Genomic DNA, 23,344 nt, shown 5'->3' on the forward strand with positions numbered 1-23,344 from the left:
CGAAAAACCACGCAAATGTCACCCGAATGGACCGGTTACAGAGGCTCGACATCGCCCTGCGCGCGTTGCGCATGGAACTCGGCCTGCCACGCATCAAAGGTGCCCTCAGCAATCGCGTCCCGCATGCCCTGCATGATTTCCTGAAAGTAATGAAGGTTGTGCCAGGTCAGCAACATACCCGAGATCATCTCGTTGGCGCGGAACACATGGTGCAGGTAGGCGCGTGAGTAATTTGCGCAGGCCGGGCATGAACATTTCTCATCCAGCGGGCGCGGATCGTCTGCATGGCGCGCGTTCTTGATGTTCACGACGCCATAGCGGGTGAACACCTGACCGGTACGACCTGAACGGGACGGCAAGACGCAATCCATCATGTCGATCCCTCGCGCCACTGCTCCGACTATATCATCCGGCTTGCCAACGCCCATCAGGTAACGCGGCTTGTCCACGGGCAGGAAATCGGGGGCATAATCGAGGCAGTCAAACATGGCCTCCTGCCCCTCGCCCACAGCCAAGCCGCCCACGGCGTAGCCTTCGAAGCCAATACTCTTCAACGCCTCGGCGCTTTCTTCCCGCAGGTCCTGCTCAAGACCACCCTGCATGATACCGAACAGAGCATGCCCCGGGCGATCCCCGAATGCGTCACGGGACCGCTTTGCCCAACGCATCGACAAACGCATGGATTCAGCGATCCGGTCACGATCTGCGGGCAACGCGGGGCATTCGTCGAAGCACATCACGATGTCGGAACCAAGAAGGCGTTGAATTTCCATTGACCGTTCAGGTGTCAGCTCGTGTGTCGACCCATCGATATGGGATTTGAAGGTCACACCCTTTTCGGTCAGCTTGCGCAAACCGGCCAACGACATGACCTGAAACCCCCCCGAGTCCGTCAGAATGGGACGGTCCCAGTTCATGAATTTGTGTAACCCGCCGAGACGATCAATCCGTTCGGCCGTGGGACGCAGCATAAGATGATAGGTATTGCCCAGCAGAATATCGGCCCCTGTGGCACGGACGCTTTCGGGCATCATCGCCTTGACTGTCGCCGCGGTACCAACTGGCATGAAGGCAGGTGTACGCACTTCGCCACGCGGTGTGTTGATAACACCGGTACGGGCCTTGCCGTCTGCCGCCTTGAGCTCGAAAGAGAATTGCTGGGTCATGTCATCGCCTCGGATCGCCGAACCGGGCAGGATTTGCCCGATCCGATCGGTCTTTGCAACCCGTCAGGGCAAGGACGCAACACGTTTGGTAAACAGACGCACGACCCCTGCCCCATCCACATCGCGACAAACACGAACCACTGGACGATCCGGGTCAGGTTGCGTCGCACCCATCCGATCGCCTTCCGTCACAACACGCAGCCCGGTTTCGACCATGTCGAACATCGCTCCGTGCGAGCAGGCGATCACAGCGGTTGAATCATGCAGGCCGCATCCTTCCAATCCGCCGACTTCTTTGTAGAATTTCAGGTAGAAGCGAGAGATGTCTCGCAGAAAAGATCCCATGTCGGGCGATTTTTGCGCCAAGGCTTCGAAATCTGCAGTCTCGTACAGCGTCTTCAGGGTAACGTCCAAACCAACCAGAACCGTTTCGGGCGGAGCGGAAAAGACCTCGTCTGCTGCAAGGGCATCATGATAAATATTGGCTTCGGCATGTTCGGTGATGTTGCCCGAGCAGTACACGGCACCGCCCATGATCACCAACCGGCCAAGATTAGCGGCAAATTCCGGGTCCAACCGCATTGCGTTGGCGATGTTGGTCAGCGGTCCGACCGCACACAGGACCAACTCATCTTTATACATCCGGGCCATCTCAACCAGGAACTCTGCGGCCGGAAGATCGTGGTTTAATCCTAACTCGGGGACCTCGGTGAAATCGCCGAACCCTTCCGGGCCATGCACATGTTCAGACGGTGCATGACTATCATTCCCCAGCGGGAATGAGGCCCCTTCTGCAACCGGAAGGTCCAGACCCAGCTTGTCCAGCAAGAACCGGGCATTGCGGCTGGACTGGTGAACATGTGTGTTGCCGAACACCGTGGTCAGGCCGATCAGGTCAAATTCAGACGCAGCGGCGGCATAGGCGATCGCCATGGCATCGTCGATGCCTGGATCCGTATCGATAATCAATTTCATCCCCGCCCGATACCGCAAACAAGCCGGGATGCAAAGCAGTCACAGCAGTTCAGTTCAATGCTAAATTCCCATAGTGAGGCGTTTGCATCTGGCGGTTTTCCCTCCATACCAGAGTTGAAATCCCGCGACTCAATCCCCACATGTATACCATTGTACACAATAAAAAGAGGACAGAATGACCGAAGATCAGATCATCGGACTGCTTTCGTCAAACATCATTTACCTGCTGGCCGCCGTGCTGGTGGTCATCGTTATTCTCAAGGGCATCAAGATCGTTCCGCAATCCGAAAAGTATGTTGTAGAACGGTTTGGAAGACTGCATTCGGTGCTTGGCCCTGGCATCAATTTCATTGTTCCCTTTCTGGACGTCGCCCGCCACAAGATCTCGATCCTCGAACGGCAGTTGCCGAATGCGACGCAAGACGCGATCACCAAGGATAACGTTCTGGTGCAGATCGACACCTCTGTCTTTTACCGCATTCTCGAGCCGGAAAAGACAGTCTATCGAATCCGCGATGTTGATGGTGCGATTGCAACCACCGTTGCTGGTATCGTTCGCGCCGAGATCGGCAAGATGGATCTGGACGAGGTACAGTCGAACCGCGCCCAGTTGATCACACGCATTCAGGAAAGCGTCGAAACTGCTGTGGATGACTGGGGGATTGAAGTCACCCGGGCCGAGATTCTGGATGTAAATCTGGATCAGGCCACCCGCGATGCCATGCTGCAACAGCTGAACGCGGAACGTGCCCGCCGCGCGCAGGTGACCGAAGCCGAAGGTCAGAAACGTGCCGTCGAATTGCACGCTGATGCCGAGCTGTACGCGGCAGAACAAACCGCCAAGGCACGACGCATTCAGGCCGAGGCCGAGGCATACGCGACAGGCGTCGTCGCCAAGGCCATTCAGGACAATGGCATCCAAGCTGCCCAGTATCAGGTTGCGCTGAAGCAAGTTGAAGCCCTTAATGCGCTGGGCAGCGGATCTGGAAAGCAGACAATCGTCGTGCCCGCCAACGCACTTGAAGCCTTTGGCGATGCGTTCAAAATGCTCAAAGGAGGTAGATGATGGCTGATCCCTTTTGGCTGACCTGGTGGATCTGGCTGGCGGCAGCGCTGGCACTGGGGATCCTGGAAATCGTTCTGCCCGGGTTCATCTTTCTGGGCTTTGCGATCGGAGCCGCGATCACCGGTCTTATCCTCGTCATCCCCGGAATGACAATGTCATTGCATGTTCTCGCGCTGATCTTCGCAGTGCTTTCGTTGATCGCATGGCTTGTCCTGCGCAAGCTCTTCGCCTTGCCGCACGGCCAGGTCAAAACCTTCACCCATGACATCAATGACTAAGACATAGTGACGCTCACCCGAGCGTCACTCCCCTACTGGACGCTGTTGCAGGTATTCCCTATATAATCACTCAGGCAACTGACCCGAGGCAAAGATGACTCACCCGAGCGAACAGTTTGAAGGCACCCCGCTTATTGCGCCGTCAACGATTGAACACCCGCTTTACGAGGCCGTGGTCGGAGCGTGCCGCACAGTTTATGACCCTGAAATTCCGGTCAACATCTACGACCTGGGCCTGATCTATACGATCGACATTGCAGCGGACAACGCAGTGAAGGTCATCATGACCCTGACGGCGCCCGGATGTCCGGTCGCGGGCGACATGCCCGGCTGGATTGTCGAGGCAATCGAACCCGTTGCAGGTGTCAAAGAAGTTGATGTCGAACTGACATGGGAGCCGCCCTGGGGCATGGAGATGATGTCGGATGAGGCCCGTCTGGAACTGGGCTTTATGTAGAACCCAGGCACTTCATCCCAGCCAACTGTCACGAAACATTAGTATTTTCGTCACGCATTCGTGCAGCACCTGTCACAATCCTGACAGATAATACCTGTGGTTGGCATTGAAGAATGCTGTATCGAAGGCTGGGTGTGTTATGACCGCCCCCCGGATTCCTGGCCCAATAAAATGGACCGTTCTTGCCCGAGAACGGTCCTTTTTTTCCGCTCTCATAACGGCGGTCAATTCAGATTGCAGGTTTCCTTGATTTCAGCGGCTCTGGCGTCCAGTAGTTTGATGTAATCTCCCGACAGCATTTGCAGTCTTTTTTGCTCGGTACCAGTGACCAACCCAAGCAGAGCGCCGGCAGGAGTGATGGCGGCAATGCTTTCCAGTTGCATGTCTTCCGCGTGTTTCTTTTCCGACGCAATGGCACGCAAATCCCCTTCTGCCGTTGCACAATTCACCGGATGCCGTTCAGATCCCGTCGTGGCCCAAGCTTGGACGGACATCACACACACGCTTACGGAAAAAAAAAGTGCGGTCGCAAGAAATTTTACTTTAACTTTCGACTCTAAATGATTCATATTTATACCTCTTCATGTCATGACATTATTTCAGGCATGGTTCCAAAACTTCATAAGATCGATGCTAACCCCGCCTCCCGTACCAAGGCAAGTTAACGGATCGGCGACCCGGAAACATTATGCTTAACAGCGAATTCACATTCTTTACACCACATTGCCTTGAGCCCGAGGGGCTTGGACCCTAGATTGGGTGTAACGCGCGACAACGGAGACTTACATGTTCGGCATCCCCGGCAAACAGGCTGTGACCATGACGCCCAAAGCCGCAGAGCAGATTACCCGCCTGATGAATTCAGGCGGTCACGCTGGTTTGCGCATTGGTGTCAAGAAAGGCGGCTGTGCAGGCATGGAATACACCATGGAATATGTCGATCAGGCAGATCCTCATGACGAAGTCGTCGAGCAGGATGGTGCACGCATCATGATTGCTCCCATGGCTCAGATGTTTCTGTTCGGAACCGAGATCGATTACGAAGTGTCGTTGTTGGAAGCCGGCTTCAAATTCAAGAACCCGAACGTCGTCGATGCCTGTGGCTGCGGAGAATCGATCAAGTTCGACGAAAACATCGCCCAACAAAGCTAAGCCCGCCTCACAACACGACATCTGAGCGGCGCAAGGAGGCTCAAACGTTGATTTCTGCTCCCGAAATCATCCGTCGAGCAGAATTGTAAGATGGTCCCGACAATGCTATCCGCATCCCTAAATCACCGGATGATCAGGGAGATACCAATATGCGGCGGAAGCTGGCGGCTGGAAACTGGAAAATGAATGGGACCGGCGCTGAGCTGGGTGAGTTGAAGGCGCTGTCTCAGAGCCATCCCAAGGCATCGGTCGACATCCTGATTTGTCCCCCGGCCACATTGCTCAGCCGCGCATCAATTGCCGTTCAGGGAACCGCTATCTCTGTTGGTGGTCAGGACTGTCATGCAGCGAAATCCGGCGCGCATACCGGAGATATCAGTGCCGATATGCTGGTGGATGCCGGAGCAACATCGGTCATTCTGGGCCATTCCGAACGGCGCGTGGACCACGGCGAGCATGACGAAGATGTGCGGGCCAAAGCGCGTGTGGCGATGGATGCGGGCCTGAAAGCGATCATCTGCGTCGGCGAAAGCCTTGAGCAACGGGAGGCGGCCAATACACTCGACATAATTGGCGGCCAGATGTCCGGCTCTATTCCGGATCAGTCAACCGGCGAGAACCTGATCGTCGCGTATGAACCGATCTGGGCAATTGGCACCGGCAAAGTTCCGACATTGGAAGAAATCGGGGAAGTTCACGACTTCATGCGCGCCCGGCTGGAGCGTCGCTTTGGCGAAGGCGTGGGCCGTTCCGTCCGTCTGCTCTATGGTGGCTCGGTAAAGCCCGGCAATGCGGCGGACATCTTTGCAGTTTCCAATGTCGATGGCGCACTTGTAGGCGGTGCCAGCCTGAAGGCGTCAGAGTTTTCGGGCGTCATTCAAGCGTTGGAAAGTGTCTGAACCCGGGCCTTATTCCGCAATATCTTCGGCCCAAAAAACGGTCTTTTTTCATGTGTGTCCCGCTCCCTGACGACGCGCTCAGGCTTGGCCTAAGGCTTCAGGCCAGCTTCATCACCACAAGGCCTGTCACGATCAGAACCGCCGCAGCAAATCGTGCGGGCGTCAGTGCTTCACCCAAAAACAGAACGCCGACGCTGAACGCCCCCACTGCGCCGATCCCGGTCCAGATCGTGTAGGCGGTGCCCAACGGCAATTCGCGCATTGCCAGCGCCAACAGCCCGAAAGACCCTATCACCGAAACGCCCATCACGGCCGTTGGCCACAATCGGGTGAACCCGGCTGATTGCTTCATGGCAACCGCCCATACGATTTCCAGAAGACCGGCAAACAAAAGAAATATCTAGGGCATAAGGCAACCTCGTATCCGTTCGGGTCGTCCCGAATGATGTTCCAGAAAGGAGAGGTCGTCCTCTGATCCCCAGATAGGAACTCTGCACTTGGTTTCAAGACGCAAAAAAGCCGGGCGGTCGCAACCACCCGGCTTTGTTCATTGCCGGACCATCTAATTGGTTATTATTTCCGGTCCCATGAAGGTGTTGGGCAGGAAGGTCGATATCCACGGAATATACGTCACCATGATCAGAAAAACGAAGAGCACGGCCAGGAACGGCAGCGCCGCCCTCACAACACTCATCATCGGCATACCCGCAACGCCCGAGGTCACGAACAGGTTCAGACCAACCGGAGGTGTGATCATCCCGATTTCCATGTTCACAACCATGATGATACCCAGATGGATCGGATCAATGCCCAGCTCGATGGCAATCGGGAACACCAGAGGCGCAACGATCACCAACAGGCCCGACGGCTCCATGAACTGACCGCCGATCAGCAGGATCACGTTCACCACAATCAGGAAAGCGACCGGACCAAGGCCCGCCGACAGCATCGCCTCGGCAATATGCTGCGGTACTTGCTCGTCGGTCAGAACATGCTTGAGGATCAGAGCGTTGGCGATGACAAACAGCAGCGTGACAGTCAGTTTCCCAGCCTCAAACAACGTGTGCTTGGTGTCTGGATGGAAGAACGCTGTGATCAGCGCATAGGGTTTTTTGAGCAGCGGCAGATTCTGCGCACCTTCTTCCGCGCTCAACGGTCCCATGTCTTTGTACACAAAGCTGGCAATGAAGAACGCATAGACGGCAGCAACGGCAGCGGCTTCGGTTGGTGTAAAGATACCGCCATAAATGCCGCCCAGAATGATCACGATCAGGAATAGACCCCAACCGGCCTCGCGGGCTGAGGTAAAGACCTCTCCCCAGCCTTTCCATTCGCCTTTGGGCAGGTTCTTGACCTTGGCCATGACATAGATGGTGATCATCAGCATCAGTCCTGCCATCAGACCGGGAATAACACCCGCAAGGAACATGCGTCCAACCGAGACCTCAACAGCTGCAGCATAAACGACCATCACGATGGACGGAGGGATCAGAATGCCCAACGTACCTGCGTTACAGATCACACCGGCGGCGAACTCCTTGGAGTAACCGACCTGACGCATTCCCGCGATGACGATCGAGCCGATGGCGACCACGGTCGCCGGGGATGACCCGGACAGTGCTGCGAACAGCATGCAGGCAAACACGCCGGCGATCGCAAGACCGCCGGGCAAATGCCCGACACAGGCGATTGAGAACCGGATGATCCGCCGCGCCACACCGCCGGTCGTCATGAAAGACGAGGCCAGAATGAAGAACGGGATCGCCAGAAGGGTAAAATGCCCTTCGAACGCTTCGAACAACGTACCCGCGACCGAGGCCAACGAACTATCAGAATAGATCAACAGGAACAGTGTCGAGCTGAGGCCAAGCGCAACTGCAATCGGAACACCGATCAGCAACAGGCCAATGACCATCGAGAAAAGAAGAATGACGTCCATCAGTTGTGCTCTCCCTGCTGAGCGCGGACTTCTTCGATCTCGTCCTCGACTTCGTGGCTGGCAACAAGGCGATCCGTTTCACCACGCCAGATCTGAACGGCGACCTGGGCGAACCGGATCACCAGCAGCAGCATCGACACCGGCAGCACCAGATATGGCACCACCTTTGGAAGCTTTTCATACCCTTCGCCATAGTTGATCAGGTCTTCCAGAAACCGCAGCGGAGCGACCATTGGGATATCGTCCACTTCGTAGAAGCTCTGGCTGCGGGCGTCGAAATTGAACCCTGTCGGGAACCAGCGTCCGGATGTTGGCGGCAGATCCGCGAAGACGGCCCAGTAGTCATAAGCGCCTTTCAGCAACAGCAACGAGAACACCAGGCAGCACCCCACAGCGATCAGCGCAAGAACGCGACGTGGCGCCGGGGCCAGCATGTTCAGGATTGCGTCCACGCCCAAATGAGAGTGTTTCTTGACCGCATACGAAGCGCCAAGCAGCACCAGCCAGCCGAAAGTGAATACAGTCAGCTCAAGCGCCCACAGGATATTGGAATTGAAAACAAACCGCGCGATCACGTTGGCAAATGTCACGACCGTCATCAGGCCCAACAACAACGCAATCAGGGTTTCTTCGATATGGTCGACCAGCCCGCCTTGGCCGGATTTCGCACCAGACATCTCTCTGTCCCCACAATTTTATTGATGAGAAGGGTTGGGGCGGGCTTGTTCAGCCCGCCCGGCCAGCGCGTCGATAACTCCCCAGTCCCCGGACGCGTGACCTTATCCGGATCAGAACCCGGCGTTGATTGCCTGTGCGGCGTCGATTTTGTCCTGACCGACGTCACCAGCGAACTGGTCCCAAACGGGTTTCATCGTATCAACCCAGGCCTGACGCTGTTCAGGGTTCAGTTCACGAATGATACCACCTGCGTCTGTAATCGACGCTTTGGCTGTTTCGTTCACGGAAAAGGCTTCTTTGTTTCGCGCCTCGGTCACTTCGGCCAGAATGGTCAGGAACTGATCGCGCACTTCCGGATCCAGGCTGTCCAACCAGTCCACAGAGGTTACAACCAGATAGTCGATGATGCCGTGGTTGGTTTCAGTGATGCCGTCCTGCACTTCGAAGAATTTCTTGCCATAGATATTCGACCAGGTGTTTTCCTGCCCATCCACAACACCCTGCTGCAGAGCGCCGTAAACTTCCGAGAACGCCATTTTCTGCGGGCTGCCACCGATGGCCTCCATCTGTGCCACCAGAACGTCCGAAGATTGTACACGGAACTTCAGGCCGTTAGCGTCCGACGGATCGAGCAGCGGCTTGTTCGCCGACATCTGCTTCATACCGTTGTGCCAGAAGGCCAGCCCCTGCAAGCCACGGCGCTGCATGCTGTCCTTCATGGCCTGACCATCAGCCGAAGCCTGGAATGCATCCACAGCGTCGATGTTCTTGAACATGAACGGCAGGTCAAACAGGCGGAACTGCTTGGTGAACTTTTCGAACTTCGACAGCGAGGGTGCGGCCAGCTGAACGTCGCCCTGCAACATCGCCTCCAGCACCTTGTCGTCGTTGTAGAGGGTTGAGTTCGGATAAACCTCCACGCACATCACGCCGTTCATCTCGTCGTTGACGCGCTGTTCCAGCAGCGATGCGGCGATGCCCTTGGGGTGTTTGTCGGTGTTGGTCACATGCGCGAACTTGACGACGATCTCACCATCGTCACAGGCTGCCAAACCTGCGGTGGCTGTGACTGTCAGCGCAAGAGCGGTTGCTGCCGTTGTCAGGAATTTCATCTGTCTTTTCCTCCCAGACTTCCTTGAAACTATCCTTCGACACCAGGTCGGTATCGGATGCAGCGAAGTGAAACGAATCAACGCGATCCGCTCAATGATTTGTTCCCCGCCTTTCGATTTTCCATTTTACGCTTTTATTTCAGTGTGTTTAACCGTGAATTGAAACGATCCTCCGACGCACTCAAATCCCGAGTGCGAGATTCCGCACAGCAATTTTCCAGTTTGTGCGAAAACCCGCACACCCTCCGAATCAAGACAACCGAATCAATAGCTGCGAAACTGCAGTCCGCATTAGCGGGCTGCCTGGCCCAACTGCTTTAGACGCATGTTAATGCGGAAAAAGGTGGCGGGAGCCCGGCCGTTACCGTCGGTAATCTTCAGCCCGAATCTGATACCGTGCCAGCTTGTCGTAAAAAGTCTTGCGCGGCAGCTTCAACGCCTTCGCCGCATCTGACGCTTTGCCGTTGTGACGACCCAGCGCCGCGATGAGCAGCGACCGCTCGACCCGCGCCATCTGTTCGCTGAGGCCCAGATCTGTTGCCTGCGCCACCTCTTCCGGCATACCCAGCACAAACCGCATCGCGGCTGACATCAAGGATCGTGCGTTTCCCGGCCAGTCGCTCGCCATCAGCGACGCAAGATGCTCGGACGAAATTTCCGGGGCAGTAATTCCTGCCTGTTCCGCCGCCTGTGCCACGTAATGACGGAAGATCACCGGAATGTCGTCGGGACGTTCTGCGAGGGATGGAATACGCACGCGCATTACATCCAGCCTGTAGAACAAGTCAGCATTAAACCGCCCTTCGGAACTCAGCACCGACAGATCAGCGGTCGTTCCCGCAATGATACGCCCACCCGGTCCATGCTCGATCAGCTCCAATGCCGCGTATTGCGTAGCTTGGGGCATGGCAGAGACTTCGTCCAGAAACAACGATCCGCCAGCGGCGTCTTCGCAGCTTTTGGCCAATTCATCGGGGCTGAGGCTTGAAGCGGTGCGTTTGACAAACGGCCCTTGCCCTGCGGGCGACATCAAATGCACGACCTCGGCGACCTTTGAGATGCCGCTGCCCGGCGGTCCTGTCACAAGTACCTCGACACCTGTCGGAGCGACGGTTCGAACCCGCTCGCGCAGCGCCTCGGCCTGCGGCGACAAGCCGAACAATAAGCGCGCGGCAGGGTCTCCACGTTCCAGCTCGGATTTCGCCGCTCTTTGCTCCAAAACCTGCGAACGCGCTGTGAAGGCGCGTTCAAGCACCTCCAAAAGGTCAGACGCGGCGCACGGCTTTTCCAAAAAATCGAACGCGCCCTTTCCCATGGCGTCGACAGCCATGGGAATATCGCCCTCCCCTGTCAAAAGCACCACGGGAAGATCCGGATCGATTTCCCTTGCATAAGACAAAAGATGGAACCCGTCCCGCCCGGGCATACGGATATCCGAGATGATGACACCGGGAAAATCGCGACGTATGTGATCCTTGGCCGCTACAAAGGATCCAGCGGTAATTGGCAGATAGTCCGCCAATTCCAAAGTTTGAGACAGGGCCTCGCGCACGGCAGCATCATCATCGACCAACAAAACCCTGCGCATCACGCGGCCTCTTCCTTGTCGCAAGGTTCCAGTTCGACGGTAAACATAGCCCCATCCTCAGTGTTCGCGCCCCGAATATCACCGCCGAAGCTTTGAACCAGCCCGTATGAAATCGAAAGCCCCAGCCCCAAACCTTCCGACGATCCAACGCTTTTCGTCGAATAGAAGGGCTCGAACATCCGATCGGGGTCTTCAATGCCGGGGCCTGTGTCCTGTAGGGAAACACTCAGCCGGGCACCTTTGCTCAGCGTTATCGTTATATTCCGTTTAGGTCGCCCCAGCATTGCATCCGCCGCATTGTTGATCAGATTCACAAACACCTGCACCAAACGTACTTCCCCCCCCCACACATACACAGCGCTGTTCTGGGGCTCCCAGTTCAGCGTCACATCATCATCTCGCAGGCGGGCCTCTGTCAGTTCAACTGCGGTGTTCAGAACCTGTATCAGGTCAACACGCCCCATTGGTTCGCTTTCGTTGCGGGCAAAAGCACGAAGGTTCTTGATGATCCGCGCCATCCGCGCCGCCATTTCGGATACTCGGCCCAGATTCTCGGCGGCCATTTCAGGTTTTCCCCGCGTCATGAATGCTGTGCCGTTATCTGCAAATTGCCGTATGGCCATAAGCGGCTGGTTCAGTTCATGACTGATCCCTGCCGACATTTGCCCCAAAGCGCTGAGCTTCCCCGCCTGAACCAGGTCCGCCTGGGCCCGCCGAAGCGCCGCCTCGGCTTCTTCCCGTTCCGTCACTTCCTTGCGTAAGCTGGCATTTGCAACCGTCAGGTCATGGGTACGTTTGGCCACACGGCTTTCCAGAACGGCATTCGCTTCTGCCAGCGCCCGCCGCCGCTCCATGGCAAGAAAGAGCATCGCCCCGAAGGCCAGACAAATAGCCGCGACAGCCGCTGCCTGAAGCCTGGCAAGTTGCAGCGCCGGTGCCACGTCCACCAGAACCTCGGCAGTCATATCGATAACCGGCAAATCAAGAGTCAGGTGAAGCGCGTCTCGTGGCAGGTAACGCCCCCAGTTCAAATGCCACAACTCGTGCCTGCCGACTTGTTTTGAAGAAAAATCAACGGCCGCACCATCTGGCGGCGTCAATCCCGCCTCACCGTCCGCCCGGCGCCAGAACAACAGGTCGGATCTGTTGGAAATGAAAACAACACCATCGGAATCGACAAAGAAAACCGCTTCGGTACTGCCGCGCCACGTCTGTTCAACGTCCTGAACATCAGCAACAACCATCAGCGCGCCTTCGATCTGGCCAGACGGGCCAAAAGCAGGGGCGGCGTAGGAATAAATCCGGTCATCGCCCGCGGGCACAACCTCATGCGCACTGCCCAGTGCGCCCTGCATCGCACGACGGAAAGCTGGGTGCCCGGCCATGTTGCGCTGGGACACCGGTTGCGCCGACACCAAAACCTGCCCGTTCTTATCCAGATACATCATGTTTACGGCGGCAGTCTTGTCTGCAACGTCCAGCAACATTCCCCGAGCCTGGCGTATATCGGCCTGTGTTTCCAGTTCATGTAAAACGGGATGTGTTGCCATCAGCACGGCAAGTTCCTGGTACACTTGCATCTGCGTGCTCAGCCGGTCAGCCGCCAGCTCAAGATCGGCCTCTGCCTTCTCGCTCAGCTGAGACAGGGCCTGCCTATACCCATAAGACCAGACAAACCCCGACAATAACCCGACGGCGAGCAAAAAACCGGATATGAACCAAACCCTGTGCATAGACAGGGTCTTGCATTCAACGCGCCGCATGGCAAGTGTGCGGCGCATGAAGTCTTTTTCGCAAGCACCGACAGACCCGGGTTTCGTCCAAACCCCCTACCCGTTCTACGACATGGCGCGACGCACAGGCGATCTGTTCTATTGGCAGGACTACGGTATGGTCGCTGCTGTTTCATCCCGCGCGGTTCGCGCCCTGTTTCGGGATCGCAGGTTTGGACGAGAGGTTCCGCCCGAACTGGCAGAGCAAGGTCCCGCCCATCTGGCGCCATGGCTGGCCATCGAGGCCCATTCACTGCTTGAAGCAGAACCACCAAGGCACACACGCCTTCGGTCGCTGGTTATGCGCGCTTTCATGTCACGGGCGATTTCTGCGCTGCAACCCTCTATCGAAGACCTTTGCCGCGGCCTGATCAAAGACTTCCCTTATAATTCATTCGATCTGTTGGAAGCCTATTGCACTCAGGTGCCGGTGATCACCATCTGTCGACTTCTCGGCGTACCCGAAAGCATGGCCCCCGACCTGTTGCAGTGGTCACACGATATGGTTGCCATGTATCAGGCCAATCGCACGCAGGACACAGAAGATAGGGCCGCCAAGTCATCTCGGGATTTTACCGGGTTCCTGCAGGAATACATAGAATTGCGGCGCAAAGTTCCCGGTGACGATCTGATAACCCGGTTGATACGTGCCGAAGAAGAAGGCGAGAAACTGTCGCTCGACGAACTGGTTGCCACCTGCATCTTGCTGTTGAACGCAGGCCATGAGGCTACAGTGCATTCACTGGGGAACGGGGTAAAAACCTTGTTGCAGACCCATACCGCACCCGACGTCCTGGCACCTGATGGAATCGACGCAACCATCGAAGAGATTCTGCGCTATGACCCGCCTCTGCACATGTTCACTCGCTACGCGTATGAGGACGTCGATCTGTTCGGCCATTCATTCAAACGCGGCGAGCAAGTGGCACTGTTGCTTGGAGCAGCCAACCGCGACCCCGCTGTCTGGGCTGAACCGAACATGTTTCAGCCGCGCCGTCCGATTGAAGTCAACACAAGCTTTGGGGGCGGAATTCACTTCTGTGTCGGAGCACCACTGGCGCGTCTGGAAATGCGTATCGCTTTGCCGATCCTGTTCGAAAGCTGTCCAAATCTGCAACTGGCTGCACCGCCACTTTATTCTGACAGCTATCACTTTCACGGGCTGAAACAGCTGTTGGTCAGAACTTGATCATTGTAACACGCGCTGATCGGCGATGCCTCTGGCGATTATGAATCCGGCCGGATGAAAACACCCATCAGCTCATCTGGCTCAAAACACCCCGAAGGACGCGCCCGGAACGGGTGGAGGTGGCAGCGCCTCGGTTTCTAAGCCCCCTCGGCCAATGCATTCAGCGGCAGCATCGTCGTGGATTTGATTTCTTCCATGGACAATAAAGCCGTGACGTTATGCACGCGCACCTCCGAGATGAGCGACTGGTAAAACTGATCATAGGCACGTGCGTTCTTGACCCGGACCTTGAGAATGTAGTCGATGTCACCCGCCAATCGGTGCGCCTCTTGCACTTCGGGATGATCCTTCAATGCTTTCAGAAATTTACGTTGCCAGTCCGCCTCATGTTCCGAAGTTCGGATTAAGACAAAGAACGTGGCCTCGAACCCAAGCGCCTCGGCATCCAGCAGAACCGTTTGCTGACCAATAATCCCAGCCCCTTTGAGTTTACGGATACGATTCCAAACAGGCGTCTTTGAACTGCCGACCCGAGCCGCAATTTCGTCCAAAGATTGGCCCGCATCGCGTTGCAGCTCGGCCAGAATTTTTCGATCCGTGTCATCTATCCGCACCGACATTCCAATTTTCCTTCTGTTTCGATGCCCCTGTTCCGGTTTTCCAGAATTTCGGAACACTTGTCCTTATTTCAGCGGCAATATGGCGCTTTGGTGGGAATATTTCCTATATTGAGGGTCAAGTCAAACAACACCCGAGACGATCCGATGCAGGATTTTCACACGACCAACCCCATAGGCCATGTCGACTTTGTCGGCGCTGGGCCCGGTGACCCCGAGTTGCTGACGCTCAAGGCGCTGACTGCGTTTGAGCAGGCGGATGTGGTGCTGCACGATCGCCTCATCAGCAAACCAGTGCTGGACATGGCCGCTCAAAAGGCCGTTTTGGTCGATGTCGGCAAGGCCGGGTTCGGCCCCTCGTGGAAGCAGAGCGATATCGACGCGCTTCTGGTCGAATACGCCCTGAATGGCAACCGTGTGGTTCGCCTGAAATCGGGCGACCCCACGGTCTTTGGTCGTCTGGACGAAGAAATCGAGGCCATAGATGCGGCCGGTATATCCTGGCAGATCATTCCCGGCATCACAGCGGCCTCTGCTGCCGTGGCTGGCATCGGTCAAAGCCTTACCCGCCGCGGACGCAACTCGTCGGTTCGATTTTTGACGGGACACGACATGCAAGGATTCGCAGATCACGATTGGAACGCTTTGGCTCAGCCGGGTTCCGTCGCAGCGATCTACATGGGCAAGAAATCCGCTCGGTTCATTCAGGGTCGTTTGATCATGCACAGCGCAGATCGCGCCACGCCCATTACTCTGGTCGAGAATGCCTCGCGTCCGGACCAGCGGATATTGGCCACCACGTTGGACCAATTGCCCACCGATCTGGCCGCCACCGAAATGGATGGACCGGCCCTGACCTTCTATGGCCTTGCCCCGCGCGAAGCGGCGCAGGCTGTAACCGAATTCAACAAGGAGCTTGCCTGATGGCCCGCGCTTTTTCCCCCAAAGTCGTCACTGCAAATGACTTGCTCGAAGGCGACGTGATTTATCTGACCGAAGATGACCGCTGGTCCCGTGACCTGAGCGAAGCAGAACTGATCACCGACGAGGCACATGCGCAGGTTCGCCTGCTGGATGCCGCGCGTCAGGCAAACAAAATCGTGGGCGCCTATCTGGCCGATGCCGTTGCTGGCGAAAACGGTCCCGAACCCACCCATTTCCGGGAAGACTTCCGCCGCACTGGTCCGTCCAACTATGCCCACGGCAAACAGGAAACTTCCCCGCAGCCCCGGGCCTGACCTCTGGCCCTTCTCTCTCCCCTTCAAGGCCCCAGGTTCGGGGCTGCAACCAAGGACAGCTAGACATGTATCGCTACTCCGAGTTTGACAAAGATTTTCTGGCAGAGCGTAACGCGCAGTTCCGCGCTCAGGTCGAGCGCCGTATCGACGGTTCGCTGACCGAAGACGAATTCAAACCCCTGCGCCTGATGAACGGTCTGTATCTGCAACTGCACGCCTATATGCTGCGGGTCGCCATTCCCTACGGCACGCTGAACAGCGCACAAATGCGCCAACTGGCCCTGCTGGCTGAAAAGTGGGACAAGGGCTATGGCCACTTCACCACCCGTCAGAACATCCAGTACAACTGGCCGAAACTAAAAGATGTGCCGAACATGCTGGACGCATTGGCCGAGGTTGGCATGCATGCCATTCAGACCTCGGGCAATACCATCCGCAACGTGACCGCCGACCATTTCGCCGGTGCCGCAGCGGATGAGGTCGCCGACCCGCGCCCTTACGCCGAACTGCTGCGCCAGTGGTCCACCGACCACCCGGAATTCCAGTTCATGCCGCGCAAGTTCAAGATCGCGATCACTGGTTCGGAAAACGACCGCGCTGTGATCAAAGCGCATGACATCGGCCTGCAACTGGTCGAGCGTGACGGCGTTCTGGGTACTCGTGTCATCGTCGGTGGCGGCCTGGGCCGGACGCCCATGATCGGCAAGGAACTTTCCGAATTCGTCGCATTCGATGATCTGCTGGCCTATCTGGAGGCGACCGTTTCCGTCTGGAACCAGATCGGACGCCGTGACAACAAATACAAAGCGCGCATCAAGATCACCGTGCACGAGCATGGTATCGACGCCATCCGCGCCAAGGTGAACCGGCGTTTCCTTCAGGTACGTCCGCAGTTCAAAGGCGCGGATATGAACCTGCTGGAGGAGATCAAGGATCATTTCGCGCCACCAGCCTACCGTCAGGCTTCGGTTGCGTCGTTCGAAAGCGCCTACACCAACGATCCGGTCTTCCGCTCGTGGGTCGACACAAACATCGCACCACACAAGAACGCGGACCACGCAATCGTCACGATCTCGATCAAGAAGCATGGCCTGACACCGGGTGATGCAACTGCCGAGCAGATGCGCGTGATGGCCGATCTGGCCGAAGAGTTCGCCTATGACGAGCTGCGCATCAGCCATGAGCAGAACGTGATCCTGCCGCATGTCCACAAATCGGACCTGCCTGCCATTCATGCGAAGCTGAAGGAACACGAACTGGCCACCGCCAATATCGGCCTGATCAGCGACATCATTGCCTGCCCCGGCATGGATTACTGCGCGCTGGCAACGGCCCGCTCGATCCCGGTTGCTCAGGAAATCGCGACCCGCTTTGAGGATATGAAGCTAGAGCATGACATCGGACACCTGAAGATCAAGATCTCGGGTTGCATCAACGCCTGTGGCCACCATCATGTGGGCCACATCGGCATCCTGGGGCTGGATCGCGCGGGCGTCGAAAACTACCAGATCACCTTGGGTGGTGACGCAACCGAGACAGCCGCGATCGGCGACCGCACCGGTCCGGGCTTTGCCTATGATGAGATCGTGCCGGCCGTGGAACGCATCGTCGACACCTACCTGGATCTGCGCGAAAGTGCTGAAGAGACCTTTCTGATGACCTATCGCCGCGTCGGCATGGCCCCATTCAAGACCGCCCTCTACCCCGAGGCTCGGGCGAATGCCGCTTGACCTGATCCAAACGGAACTGGGCAAAGATCGCAGCGACCTGACCGAGAAGGTCAACGCATTGAATGCCCGGTTTCGCCACCACAGCGCACATGATGTGATGCATGGTGCCATTGAAGAGATCGACGAACTTGCTCTGGTCTCCAGCTTCGGTGCGGAATCGGTGGTGCTGCTTCATATGGCTGCGGTGGTCGACAAGACGACACCGGTGCTGTTCGTCGACACCCAGATGCTGTTCACCGAAACGCTGGAATACCAACAGGAAGTCAGCGAGCGTCTGGGGCTCAAGAACATCAAGATCATTCGGGCGGATGACGAAGACATTCGACGTGAAGACCCCTATGGCGCGCTGCGTACGCGCGACATGGATGCGTGCTGCAACCTGCGTAAGACATTCCCGTTGCAACAGGCATTGACCGGGTATTGCGGCTGGATTACCGGGCGAAAACGGTTCCAGTCCGGAACGCGCGCCGCGCTCGAGTTTTTCGAGGTCGAAGACGGTACGGGCCGGATCAAGGTCAATCCGTTGGCCCACTGGGCGCCGGACGATGTGCGCGCCTATATGGAAGAAAACAACCTGCCCCGGCATCCGCTGGTGGCCAAAGGATACCCATCGATCGGCTGTGCGCCCTGCACCTCGCCGGTGAAGGAAGGCGAAGACCCTCGTGCCGGACGCTGGCGCGATCAGAACAAGGAAGAATGCGGCATTCATTTTGTCGACGGCAAGATGGTGCGCATCGGAGAGAAAACATGAACGTAATCGTAACGGATGAGGGCTTTTCGCCCGATGACTGGACCGACGGCTTTGTCACTCTGGACGATGCCGCGAACGACGTGGTTGCGCTGGACGTCAGCTCGGACACGGATCCTGATGAACTTTATGATCGGTTGGGCAGTGCCAGGCTGGTCCGGGTGGATTTTCCATCCTTTGCCGATGGTCGCGGCTTTACCATCGCCCGCGCCCTGCGCCTGAAGGGCTATACGGGACGCTTGCGCGCCAAAGGTCACGTTCTGGCTGACCAATACGCCATGGCGCGTCGCAGCGGCTTTGACGAAGTTGAGATTGACGGAGACCTGGCAGATCGCCAGCCCGAAGATCAGTGGCTTTCCCGGGCCAACTGGAAAGAGAATAACTATCAGGCCCGTTTGCGCGGTTAAAAGCCGCACATCGCCGGCTTGTGACACAAAGGGGGCAATCTGTCCCCTTTTCCTGACTTGGATCAACGATTAAACGGAGATGTCGGTTTAGCAGACCGACAGGTAAACGATGACAGAGATGAAGCACGTGAGCGAAGCAACTGCCGTAAAGGCCCCCGTCCTGCCGGACGCGCAAACCGTAACCGAGGTCAAACACTGGACCGACAGCCTGTTCTCTTTCAAGGTGACGCGCCCCGCCACGCTGCGTTTCCGCTCGGGCGAGTTCGTGATGATCGGTCTGCTGGGCGATAATGGCAAGCCATTGCTGCGTGCCTATTCAATCGCCTCGCCTTCGTGGGACGATGAGCTCGAGTTCTATTCGATCAAGGTGCAGGACGGCCCGCTGACTTCGAAGCTTCAGCATATCAAGCCCGGTGACCAGATCATCCTGCGCCCAAAGCCGGTTGGCACTTTGGTGCATGACGCCCTGCTGCCCGGCAAGCGTTTGTGGTTCTTTGCAACCGGCACCGGCTTTGCCCCGTTTGCTTCGCTGCTGCGTGAACCGCAAACATATGAAGATTATGACGAGGTCATCATCACCCACACCTGCCGCGAAGTGGCCGAGTTGGAATACGGCCGCCAATTGATCGACAGCATCCGCCAGGATGAAATGCTGGCCGAGCTTATTGGCGAAGGCTTCGCTGACAAGATCCGTTATTACCCGACGACAACGCGCGAAGAGAGCCCCAGGATGGGCCGGATTACCGACCTGCTGAAGGATGGCACCGTGTTCAGGGATCTGGGCATAGGAGGCGGAATCAAGCCCGAAACCGACCGCGCGATGGTCTGCGGTTCGCTGGCGTTCAACCTGGATATCAAGGAAATCCTTGAAGGTTTTGGTCTGCGCGAAGGCGCGAATTCCGAACCCAAGGAGTTTGTGATCGAAAAGGCCTTTGTCGGCTAAAGGTAGGTTGCGTTCCGAGCTTTGTGGCCCCGAACGCAAAAAACACCGGACAAAACACTGTTTTTTCGCAACTGCCGGTGTTTATGCCGCTTGAAGTGCGGCCCGGCCCGGTTTAAATTCCGGGCTCGAAATTCTGCAATTATCAAAGGAATGAACCCATAGCTCGCAGACCTCACAACGCGCCGCCACAACGTGACACCGGCCCGCGCGTCAATGACAAGATCCGTGCCCCCGAAATCCGCCTGATTGGCGCCGAAGGTGAAAATGTCGGGGTGGTTCATCCCGCCAAAGCCATGCAGATGGCCGCCGATGCCGGTCTTGATCTGGTCGAAATTTCGCCCAATGCGAACCCACCGGTCTGCAAGATCATGGACTTCGGCAAATTCAAATATGAAACGCAGAAACGCGAAGCCGAAGCCCGCAAGAAGCAAAAGATCATCGAGGTGAAAGAGGTCAAGTTCCGACCCAACACCGACACGCATGATTACGATGTGAAGATGCGCAACGTATTCAAGTTTCTGGAGAACGGCGACAAGGTGAAAGTCACCCTGCGCTTCCGTGGCCGCGAAATGGCACACCAGAACCTGGGCCGCGAATTGCTGGAGCGTGTCGCTGAGGACATCAAAGAGCTGGGTAAGATCGAAAACATGCCGAAAATGGAAGGCCGCCAGATGATCATGATGATCGGCCCCCTTCCGCAGAAATAACCCGGCCCAAATACCGAAACGATCAAAGCCTCTTCGCCTTCGAAGGGGCTTTTTTTAAGTCGCTTTCCTGCTTTTCAACCAATGAGCCGCATCCCTGAAGTCGAACACCAACGATGTGATGTCGACGATCAGAAGCAACCAAAGAAAGCGAACAAAGGCGGGGCTTAGGAATTCTTCTGACATCAGCAGAAGCGTCACGATGATGACCAGCGGCACCCAGCACAGAACGTGCGGCAAGGCCATCGCGCCGCTCATCCCGCGGGCAGCCACCATGATCGGTACGTTCAGCGCCATGCCCGCAATTGCAAGTAAAGCAATCAGATGCCCCTGTGGCTGCTCAAAAAAGGCCAGCGGAAACAGGTTAACCGGCACCAAAAAAGCGGCCACCCAGATCTGCACCCACAAAGGAAGCGCTCGGAAACTGCGCCAGATATCCAGCACCATGGACTTCGCCCCATACTGATACTTCGCCGGCGACATTAACAAACGTGCTGCGGGCGAACAGGGCATTCACAGTATTGTCAGAGCACTGCTGAAAGAGCGCGTTCCAGTTTTCCGACAAGCTCGCCTATCTGTTCTTCTTCTATAATGAAAGGCGGCGCGAGCAGGATATGGTCTCCGTTCCGACCATCCCTGGTGCCCGCCATGGGATAACAGATCAACCCCTCGGCAAGTGCTGCCTTCTTTAGCTTTCCGGCAATGCCCAGCGATGGATCAAATGGTGTCTTTGCCTCACGGTCTGCCACCAGTTCCACACCACGGAACAGGCCACGGCCCCGCAGGTCACCCACATTCGGGTGCTGTCCAAACGCGGCCTCCAGGGCGGATTGCAATTTGGTCCCCATGACCCCGGCGCGCGCTGGTAATTCACGTTCTGTTAATTCACGGACCACCGCAAGGGCGGCTGCCGTGGCCACGGGATGGCCGACATAAGTGTGACCATGCTGGAAAAACCCTGATCCATCACGGATCGCATCATATATCTCGCCCGTGCACAACATCGCCCCGATCGGTTGATAGCCTGCGCCCAACCCTTTGGCGACGCACAGAATATCCGGTGCGACGCCATCGTGATCGCAGGCAAACAAATGACCGGTGCGCCCCATTCCACACATCACCTCATCCAGAATCAGCAACACTCCGTATTGGTCGCAGATTTCGCGGATGCGCTTGAAATACCCCTGAACCGCCGGAACCGCGCCAAGGGTAGCGCCGACGACAGGCTCGGCCATAAAGGCCATCACAGTGTCAGGCCCCAGCCGCAGGATTTCCGCCTCCAACTCATTGGCGACGCGTTGACCGTAGTCAAAGCTGCTCTGGCCCTCAGGTTTCTCGGCGTATTCAAAACAGGCCGAAATATGTGTCATATCGATCAGCATCGGAGCAAACTGTGCCCGTCTCCAGGCGTTGCCACCAGCTGACAAAGCCCCCAGCGTATTGCCATGGTAGCTCTGCTTGCGAGCTATGACATGACGACGTTCAGGCTGACCAACCTCCAGGAAGTACTGACGCGCGAGCTTGATCGCCGCTTCGGTCGCTTCGGACCCGCCCGAGACGAAATACACCCGGTCCAGGTCCCCGGGAGCATACTGGATCAACAGATCCGCCAATGCTTCAGCCGGTTCGGACGTCATGAACCCGGTATGTGCAAAGGCGATCTTTTCCACCTGCCGTTGCACCGCCTGTATCACCGCCGGGTTCGAATGCCCCAGACAGGACACTGCCGCGTCGCCGCAATCCAGATACCGCTTGCCGCTGGCATCGATCAGATAACAGCCATCTCCACCCGCCGCGATGGGAAGGTCGGATTTTGTGTGGCGCGGGAAAACATGACTCATGTTTCAGTCCTTCCAAGAGTTTCAACCAAAGCAGCGACCGAAGCCGCGTTATCCGCCCACGGTGCGCCACCTGGGCCCGTTAAGCTGTTTTCAAATCCGACCCGCACGTCGCCACCGCGCCGCGCAGCCTCGGCCAGACAGGCATGTTCCTGCGCCCCAAAAGCGCATACCATCCAATTTGACCGACTGAAGGGAAACACATCCAGATCCGCAGGGTCAGATTGCTGACCTTCGCTATACCGACCGAGCACAAGCAAACGGTCTGTCTGATCCGCTTTCACCACGCCTTTCAATTGCCAGTCTTCAAGCAAGTCCACGTCTTTCGCGTCATATAGAATATGCTGAATCCGCGTCCCCTGATCCGCGCACAACGCGTAGACCCGAGGCGCAAGATCAGGATCTCGCGCGATCTCTCTGACCGAAATGGATGCACATTCTGGTTGAACCTTCTTCAGGCACTCAAATTGCGCTGTGACGTCGAAAACTCCTGCCGACTCGGTGGTGATCTGAACATCCATACCCGGTGCCGCACGCTCCAATTCGGTCAGCGTCTCGCGATACAATCCGGCATCCAGCGAATGGTTGCCTTCAGCATTCCGAACATGCAAATGCACGCCGTTCGCACCCGCCGCATGACAGCCACGTGCAGTCATGATGATCTCGTCCGTTGTGACTGGCAGCGCCGGGTGATCCCGTCTGCCCCGCCGGGCGCCGTTTGGTGCGACCAGAATATACGGCCTGCCAGGGGCTTTTGCTGCGTTCGATGTCATGACGTCCTCTTATCCTGCCTCCAACTAACGCGATCACCTTACGTTTTCAATTTACCCATATAAAAACATATGTTT

At 56.8% G+C, this 23,344-nt stretch carries 26 protein-coding genes; 13 read left to right on the forward strand and 13 right to left on the reverse strand.

The window, feature by feature from the left end; all coding sequences use genetic code 11:
* Positions 1–35: 35 nt before the first annotated feature.
* Both tgt and AC2FJB_RS04440 read right to left on the reverse strand, forming a co-directional pair.
* On the reverse strand, positions 36–1,166 hold the full coding sequence (tgt, locus tag AC2FJB_RS04435; RefSeq protein ID WP_496717461.1) for a tRNA guanosine(34) transglycosylase Tgt: 1,131 nt from the start codon (positions 1,164–1,166) through the stop codon (positions 36–38).
* A gap of 63 nt (positions 1,167–1,229) precedes the next feature.
* Entirely contained in the window at positions 1,230–2,141 is a 912-nt protein-coding gene (locus AC2FJB_RS04440; RefSeq protein WP_496717460.1) for a nucleoside hydrolase, read from the reverse strand.
* A gap of 175 nt (positions 2,142–2,316) precedes the next feature.
* Between AC2FJB_RS04440 and AC2FJB_RS04445 the strand changes: the two genes are divergently transcribed.
* The 3 genes from AC2FJB_RS04445 (at position 2,317) to AC2FJB_RS04455 (ending at position 3,942) form a co-directional block, all read left to right on the forward strand.
* Positions 2,317–3,207, forward strand: a complete 891-nt coding sequence (locus tag AC2FJB_RS04445; RefSeq protein WP_496717459.1) for an SPFH domain-containing protein — start codon at positions 2,317–2,319, stop codon at positions 3,205–3,207.
* Positions 3,207–3,485, forward strand: a complete 279-nt coding sequence (locus AC2FJB_RS04450; protein WP_117872770.1) for an NfeD family protein — start codon at positions 3,207–3,209, stop codon at positions 3,483–3,485. The genes AC2FJB_RS04445 and AC2FJB_RS04450 overlap by 1 nt, the downstream gene beginning before the upstream one ends.
* A gap of 94 nt (positions 3,486–3,579) precedes the next feature.
* On the forward strand, positions 3,580–3,942 hold the full coding sequence (locus AC2FJB_RS04455; protein WP_496717458.1) for an SUF system Fe-S cluster assembly protein: 363 nt from the start codon (positions 3,580–3,582) through the stop codon (positions 3,940–3,942).
* Positions 3,943–4,166: 224 nt separating this feature from the next.
* Here the strand turns inward: AC2FJB_RS04455 and AC2FJB_RS04460 are convergent, their stop codons facing one another.
* Positions 4,167–4,436, reverse strand: coding sequence for a hypothetical protein (locus AC2FJB_RS04460; protein WP_299896747.1), 270 nt, complete (start codon positions 4,434–4,436; stop codon positions 4,167–4,169).
* Positions 4,437–4,728: 292 nt separating this feature from the next.
* On the opposite strand from AC2FJB_RS04460, the gene AC2FJB_RS04465 reads away from it, so the two are divergent.
* Both AC2FJB_RS04465 and tpiA read left to right on the forward strand, forming a co-directional pair.
* On the forward strand, positions 4,729–5,094 hold the full coding sequence (locus AC2FJB_RS04465) for a HesB/IscA family protein (RefSeq protein WP_117869088.1): 366 nt from the start codon (positions 4,729–4,731) through the stop codon (positions 5,092–5,094).
* 149 nt (positions 5,095–5,243) lie between these two features.
* Positions 5,244–5,993 (forward strand): triose-phosphate isomerase, encoded by a 750-nt coding sequence (gene tpiA, locus AC2FJB_RS04470; RefSeq protein WP_496717457.1) that lies wholly within the window; start codon positions 5,244–5,246, stop codon positions 5,991–5,993.
* A 97-nt stretch (positions 5,994–6,090) separates the two neighbouring features.
* Here tpiA and AC2FJB_RS04475 read toward each other — a convergent pair whose 3' ends face one another.
* The 6 genes from AC2FJB_RS04475 to AC2FJB_RS04500 form a co-directional block, all read right to left on the reverse strand.
* Positions 6,091–6,393, reverse strand: coding sequence for a DMT family transporter (locus AC2FJB_RS04475; protein ID WP_496717603.1), 303 nt, complete (start codon positions 6,391–6,393; stop codon positions 6,091–6,093).
* A gap of 162 nt (positions 6,394–6,555) precedes the next feature.
* Positions 6,556–7,932 carry a TRAP transporter large permease gene (locus AC2FJB_RS04480; RefSeq protein WP_496717455.1) on the reverse strand — a complete coding sequence of 459 codons (1,377 nt, stop codon included), beginning with the start codon at positions 7,930–7,932 and terminating at the stop codon, positions 6,556–6,558.
* Entirely contained in the window at positions 7,932–8,609 is a 678-nt protein-coding gene (locus AC2FJB_RS04485) for a TRAP transporter small permease (protein WP_299896735.1), read from the reverse strand. Before AC2FJB_RS04485 ends, AC2FJB_RS04480 begins: the two co-directional genes overlap by 1 nt.
* A 111-nt stretch (positions 8,610–8,720) precedes the next feature.
* Positions 8,721–9,722, reverse strand: a complete 1,002-nt coding sequence (locus tag AC2FJB_RS04490; RefSeq protein WP_496717454.1) for a DctP family TRAP transporter solute-binding subunit — start codon at positions 9,720–9,722, stop codon at positions 8,721–8,723.
* A gap of 361 nt (positions 9,723–10,083) precedes the next feature.
* On the reverse strand, positions 10,084–11,313 hold the full coding sequence (locus AC2FJB_RS04495; RefSeq protein WP_299896728.1) for a sigma-54-dependent transcriptional regulator: 1,230 nt from the start codon (positions 11,311–11,313) through the stop codon (positions 10,084–10,086).
* A complete protein-coding gene (locus tag AC2FJB_RS04500; protein WP_496717451.1) occupies positions 11,310–13,091 on the reverse strand; it encodes a sensor histidine kinase in 1,782 nt (593 codons plus the stop codon). The genes AC2FJB_RS04495 and AC2FJB_RS04500 overlap by 4 nt, the downstream gene beginning before the upstream one ends.
* On the opposite strand from AC2FJB_RS04500, the gene AC2FJB_RS04505 reads away from it, so the two are divergent.
* Entirely contained in the window at positions 13,090–14,271 is a 1,182-nt protein-coding gene (locus tag AC2FJB_RS04505) for a cytochrome P450 (RefSeq protein ID WP_496717449.1), read from the forward strand. The two genes, AC2FJB_RS04500 and AC2FJB_RS04505, sit on opposite strands and share 2 nt — an antisense overlap.
* Before the next feature lie 137 nt (positions 14,272–14,408).
* Here AC2FJB_RS04505 and AC2FJB_RS04510 read toward each other — a convergent pair whose 3' ends face one another.
* The gene (locus AC2FJB_RS04510) at positions 14,409–14,891 is read right to left on the reverse strand and encodes an Lrp/AsnC family transcriptional regulator (RefSeq protein WP_117869097.1); all 483 of its coding nucleotides are present in this window, start codon (positions 14,889–14,891) and stop codon (positions 14,409–14,411) included.
* 144 nt (positions 14,892–15,035) lie between these two features.
* On the opposite strand from AC2FJB_RS04510, the gene cobA reads away from it, so the two are divergent.
* From cobA to infC, 7 genes are all read left to right on the forward strand, one after another.
* Positions 15,036–15,812: a uroporphyrinogen-III C-methyltransferase gene (gene cobA / locus AC2FJB_RS04515; RefSeq protein ID WP_496717448.1), complete on the forward strand. Its 777-nt coding sequence runs from the start codon at positions 15,036–15,038 to the stop codon at positions 15,810–15,812.
* Positions 15,812–16,126 (forward strand): DUF2849 domain-containing protein, encoded by a 315-nt coding sequence (locus AC2FJB_RS04520; RefSeq protein WP_299896719.1) that lies wholly within the window; start codon positions 15,812–15,814, stop codon positions 16,124–16,126. Before cobA ends, AC2FJB_RS04520 begins: the two co-directional genes overlap by 1 nt.
* Positions 16,127–16,191: 65 nt before the next feature.
* A complete protein-coding gene (locus AC2FJB_RS04525) occupies positions 16,192–17,856 on the forward strand; it encodes a nitrite/sulfite reductase (protein WP_496717446.1) in 1,665 nt (554 codons plus the stop codon).
* Positions 17,846–18,607: a phosphoadenylyl-sulfate reductase gene (locus tag AC2FJB_RS04530; RefSeq protein ID WP_496682018.1), complete on the forward strand. Its 762-nt coding sequence runs from the start codon at positions 17,846–17,848 to the stop codon at positions 18,605–18,607. Before AC2FJB_RS04525 ends, AC2FJB_RS04530 begins: the two co-directional genes overlap by 11 nt.
* Positions 18,604–19,011 carry a DUF934 domain-containing protein gene (locus AC2FJB_RS04535; protein ID WP_496717445.1) on the forward strand — a complete coding sequence of 136 codons (408 nt, stop codon included), beginning with the start codon at positions 18,604–18,606 and terminating at the stop codon, positions 19,009–19,011. Before AC2FJB_RS04530 ends, AC2FJB_RS04535 begins: the two co-directional genes overlap by 4 nt.
* A gap of 109 nt (positions 19,012–19,120) precedes the next feature.
* Positions 19,121–19,954 carry a ferredoxin--NADP reductase gene (locus tag AC2FJB_RS04540; RefSeq protein WP_496717443.1) on the forward strand — a complete coding sequence of 278 codons (834 nt, stop codon included), beginning with the start codon at positions 19,121–19,123 and terminating at the stop codon, positions 19,952–19,954.
* A 245-nt stretch (positions 19,955–20,199) separates the two neighbouring features.
* Entirely contained in the window at positions 20,200–20,661 is a 462-nt protein-coding gene (infC, locus tag AC2FJB_RS04545) for a translation initiation factor IF-3 (RefSeq protein WP_254683828.1), read from the forward strand.
* Positions 20,662–20,715: 54 nt separating this feature from the next.
* Here the strand turns inward: infC and AC2FJB_RS04550 are convergent, their stop codons facing one another.
* From AC2FJB_RS04550 to AC2FJB_RS04560, 3 genes are read right to left on the reverse strand one after another with little or no spacing between them, the layout of a single operon-like run.
* The gene (locus AC2FJB_RS04550) at positions 20,716–21,141 is read right to left on the reverse strand and encodes a hypothetical protein (protein ID WP_496717442.1); all 426 of its coding nucleotides are present in this window, start codon (positions 21,139–21,141) and stop codon (positions 20,716–20,718) included.
* Between the two features lie 41 nt (positions 21,142–21,182).
* Complete coding sequence (locus AC2FJB_RS04555; protein WP_117869106.1) at positions 21,183–22,499, reverse strand: aspartate aminotransferase family protein; 1,317 nt, start codon at positions 22,497–22,499, stop codon at positions 21,183–21,185.
* On the reverse strand, positions 22,496–23,269 hold the full coding sequence (locus AC2FJB_RS04560) for a beta-keto acid cleavage family enzyme (protein ID WP_496717440.1): 774 nt from the start codon (positions 23,267–23,269) through the stop codon (positions 22,496–22,498). Before AC2FJB_RS04560 ends, AC2FJB_RS04555 begins: the two co-directional genes overlap by 4 nt.
* Positions 23,270–23,344 lie beyond the last annotated feature (75 nt).

This window comes from Ruegeria sp. CDSC085 (assembly GCF_059610465.1).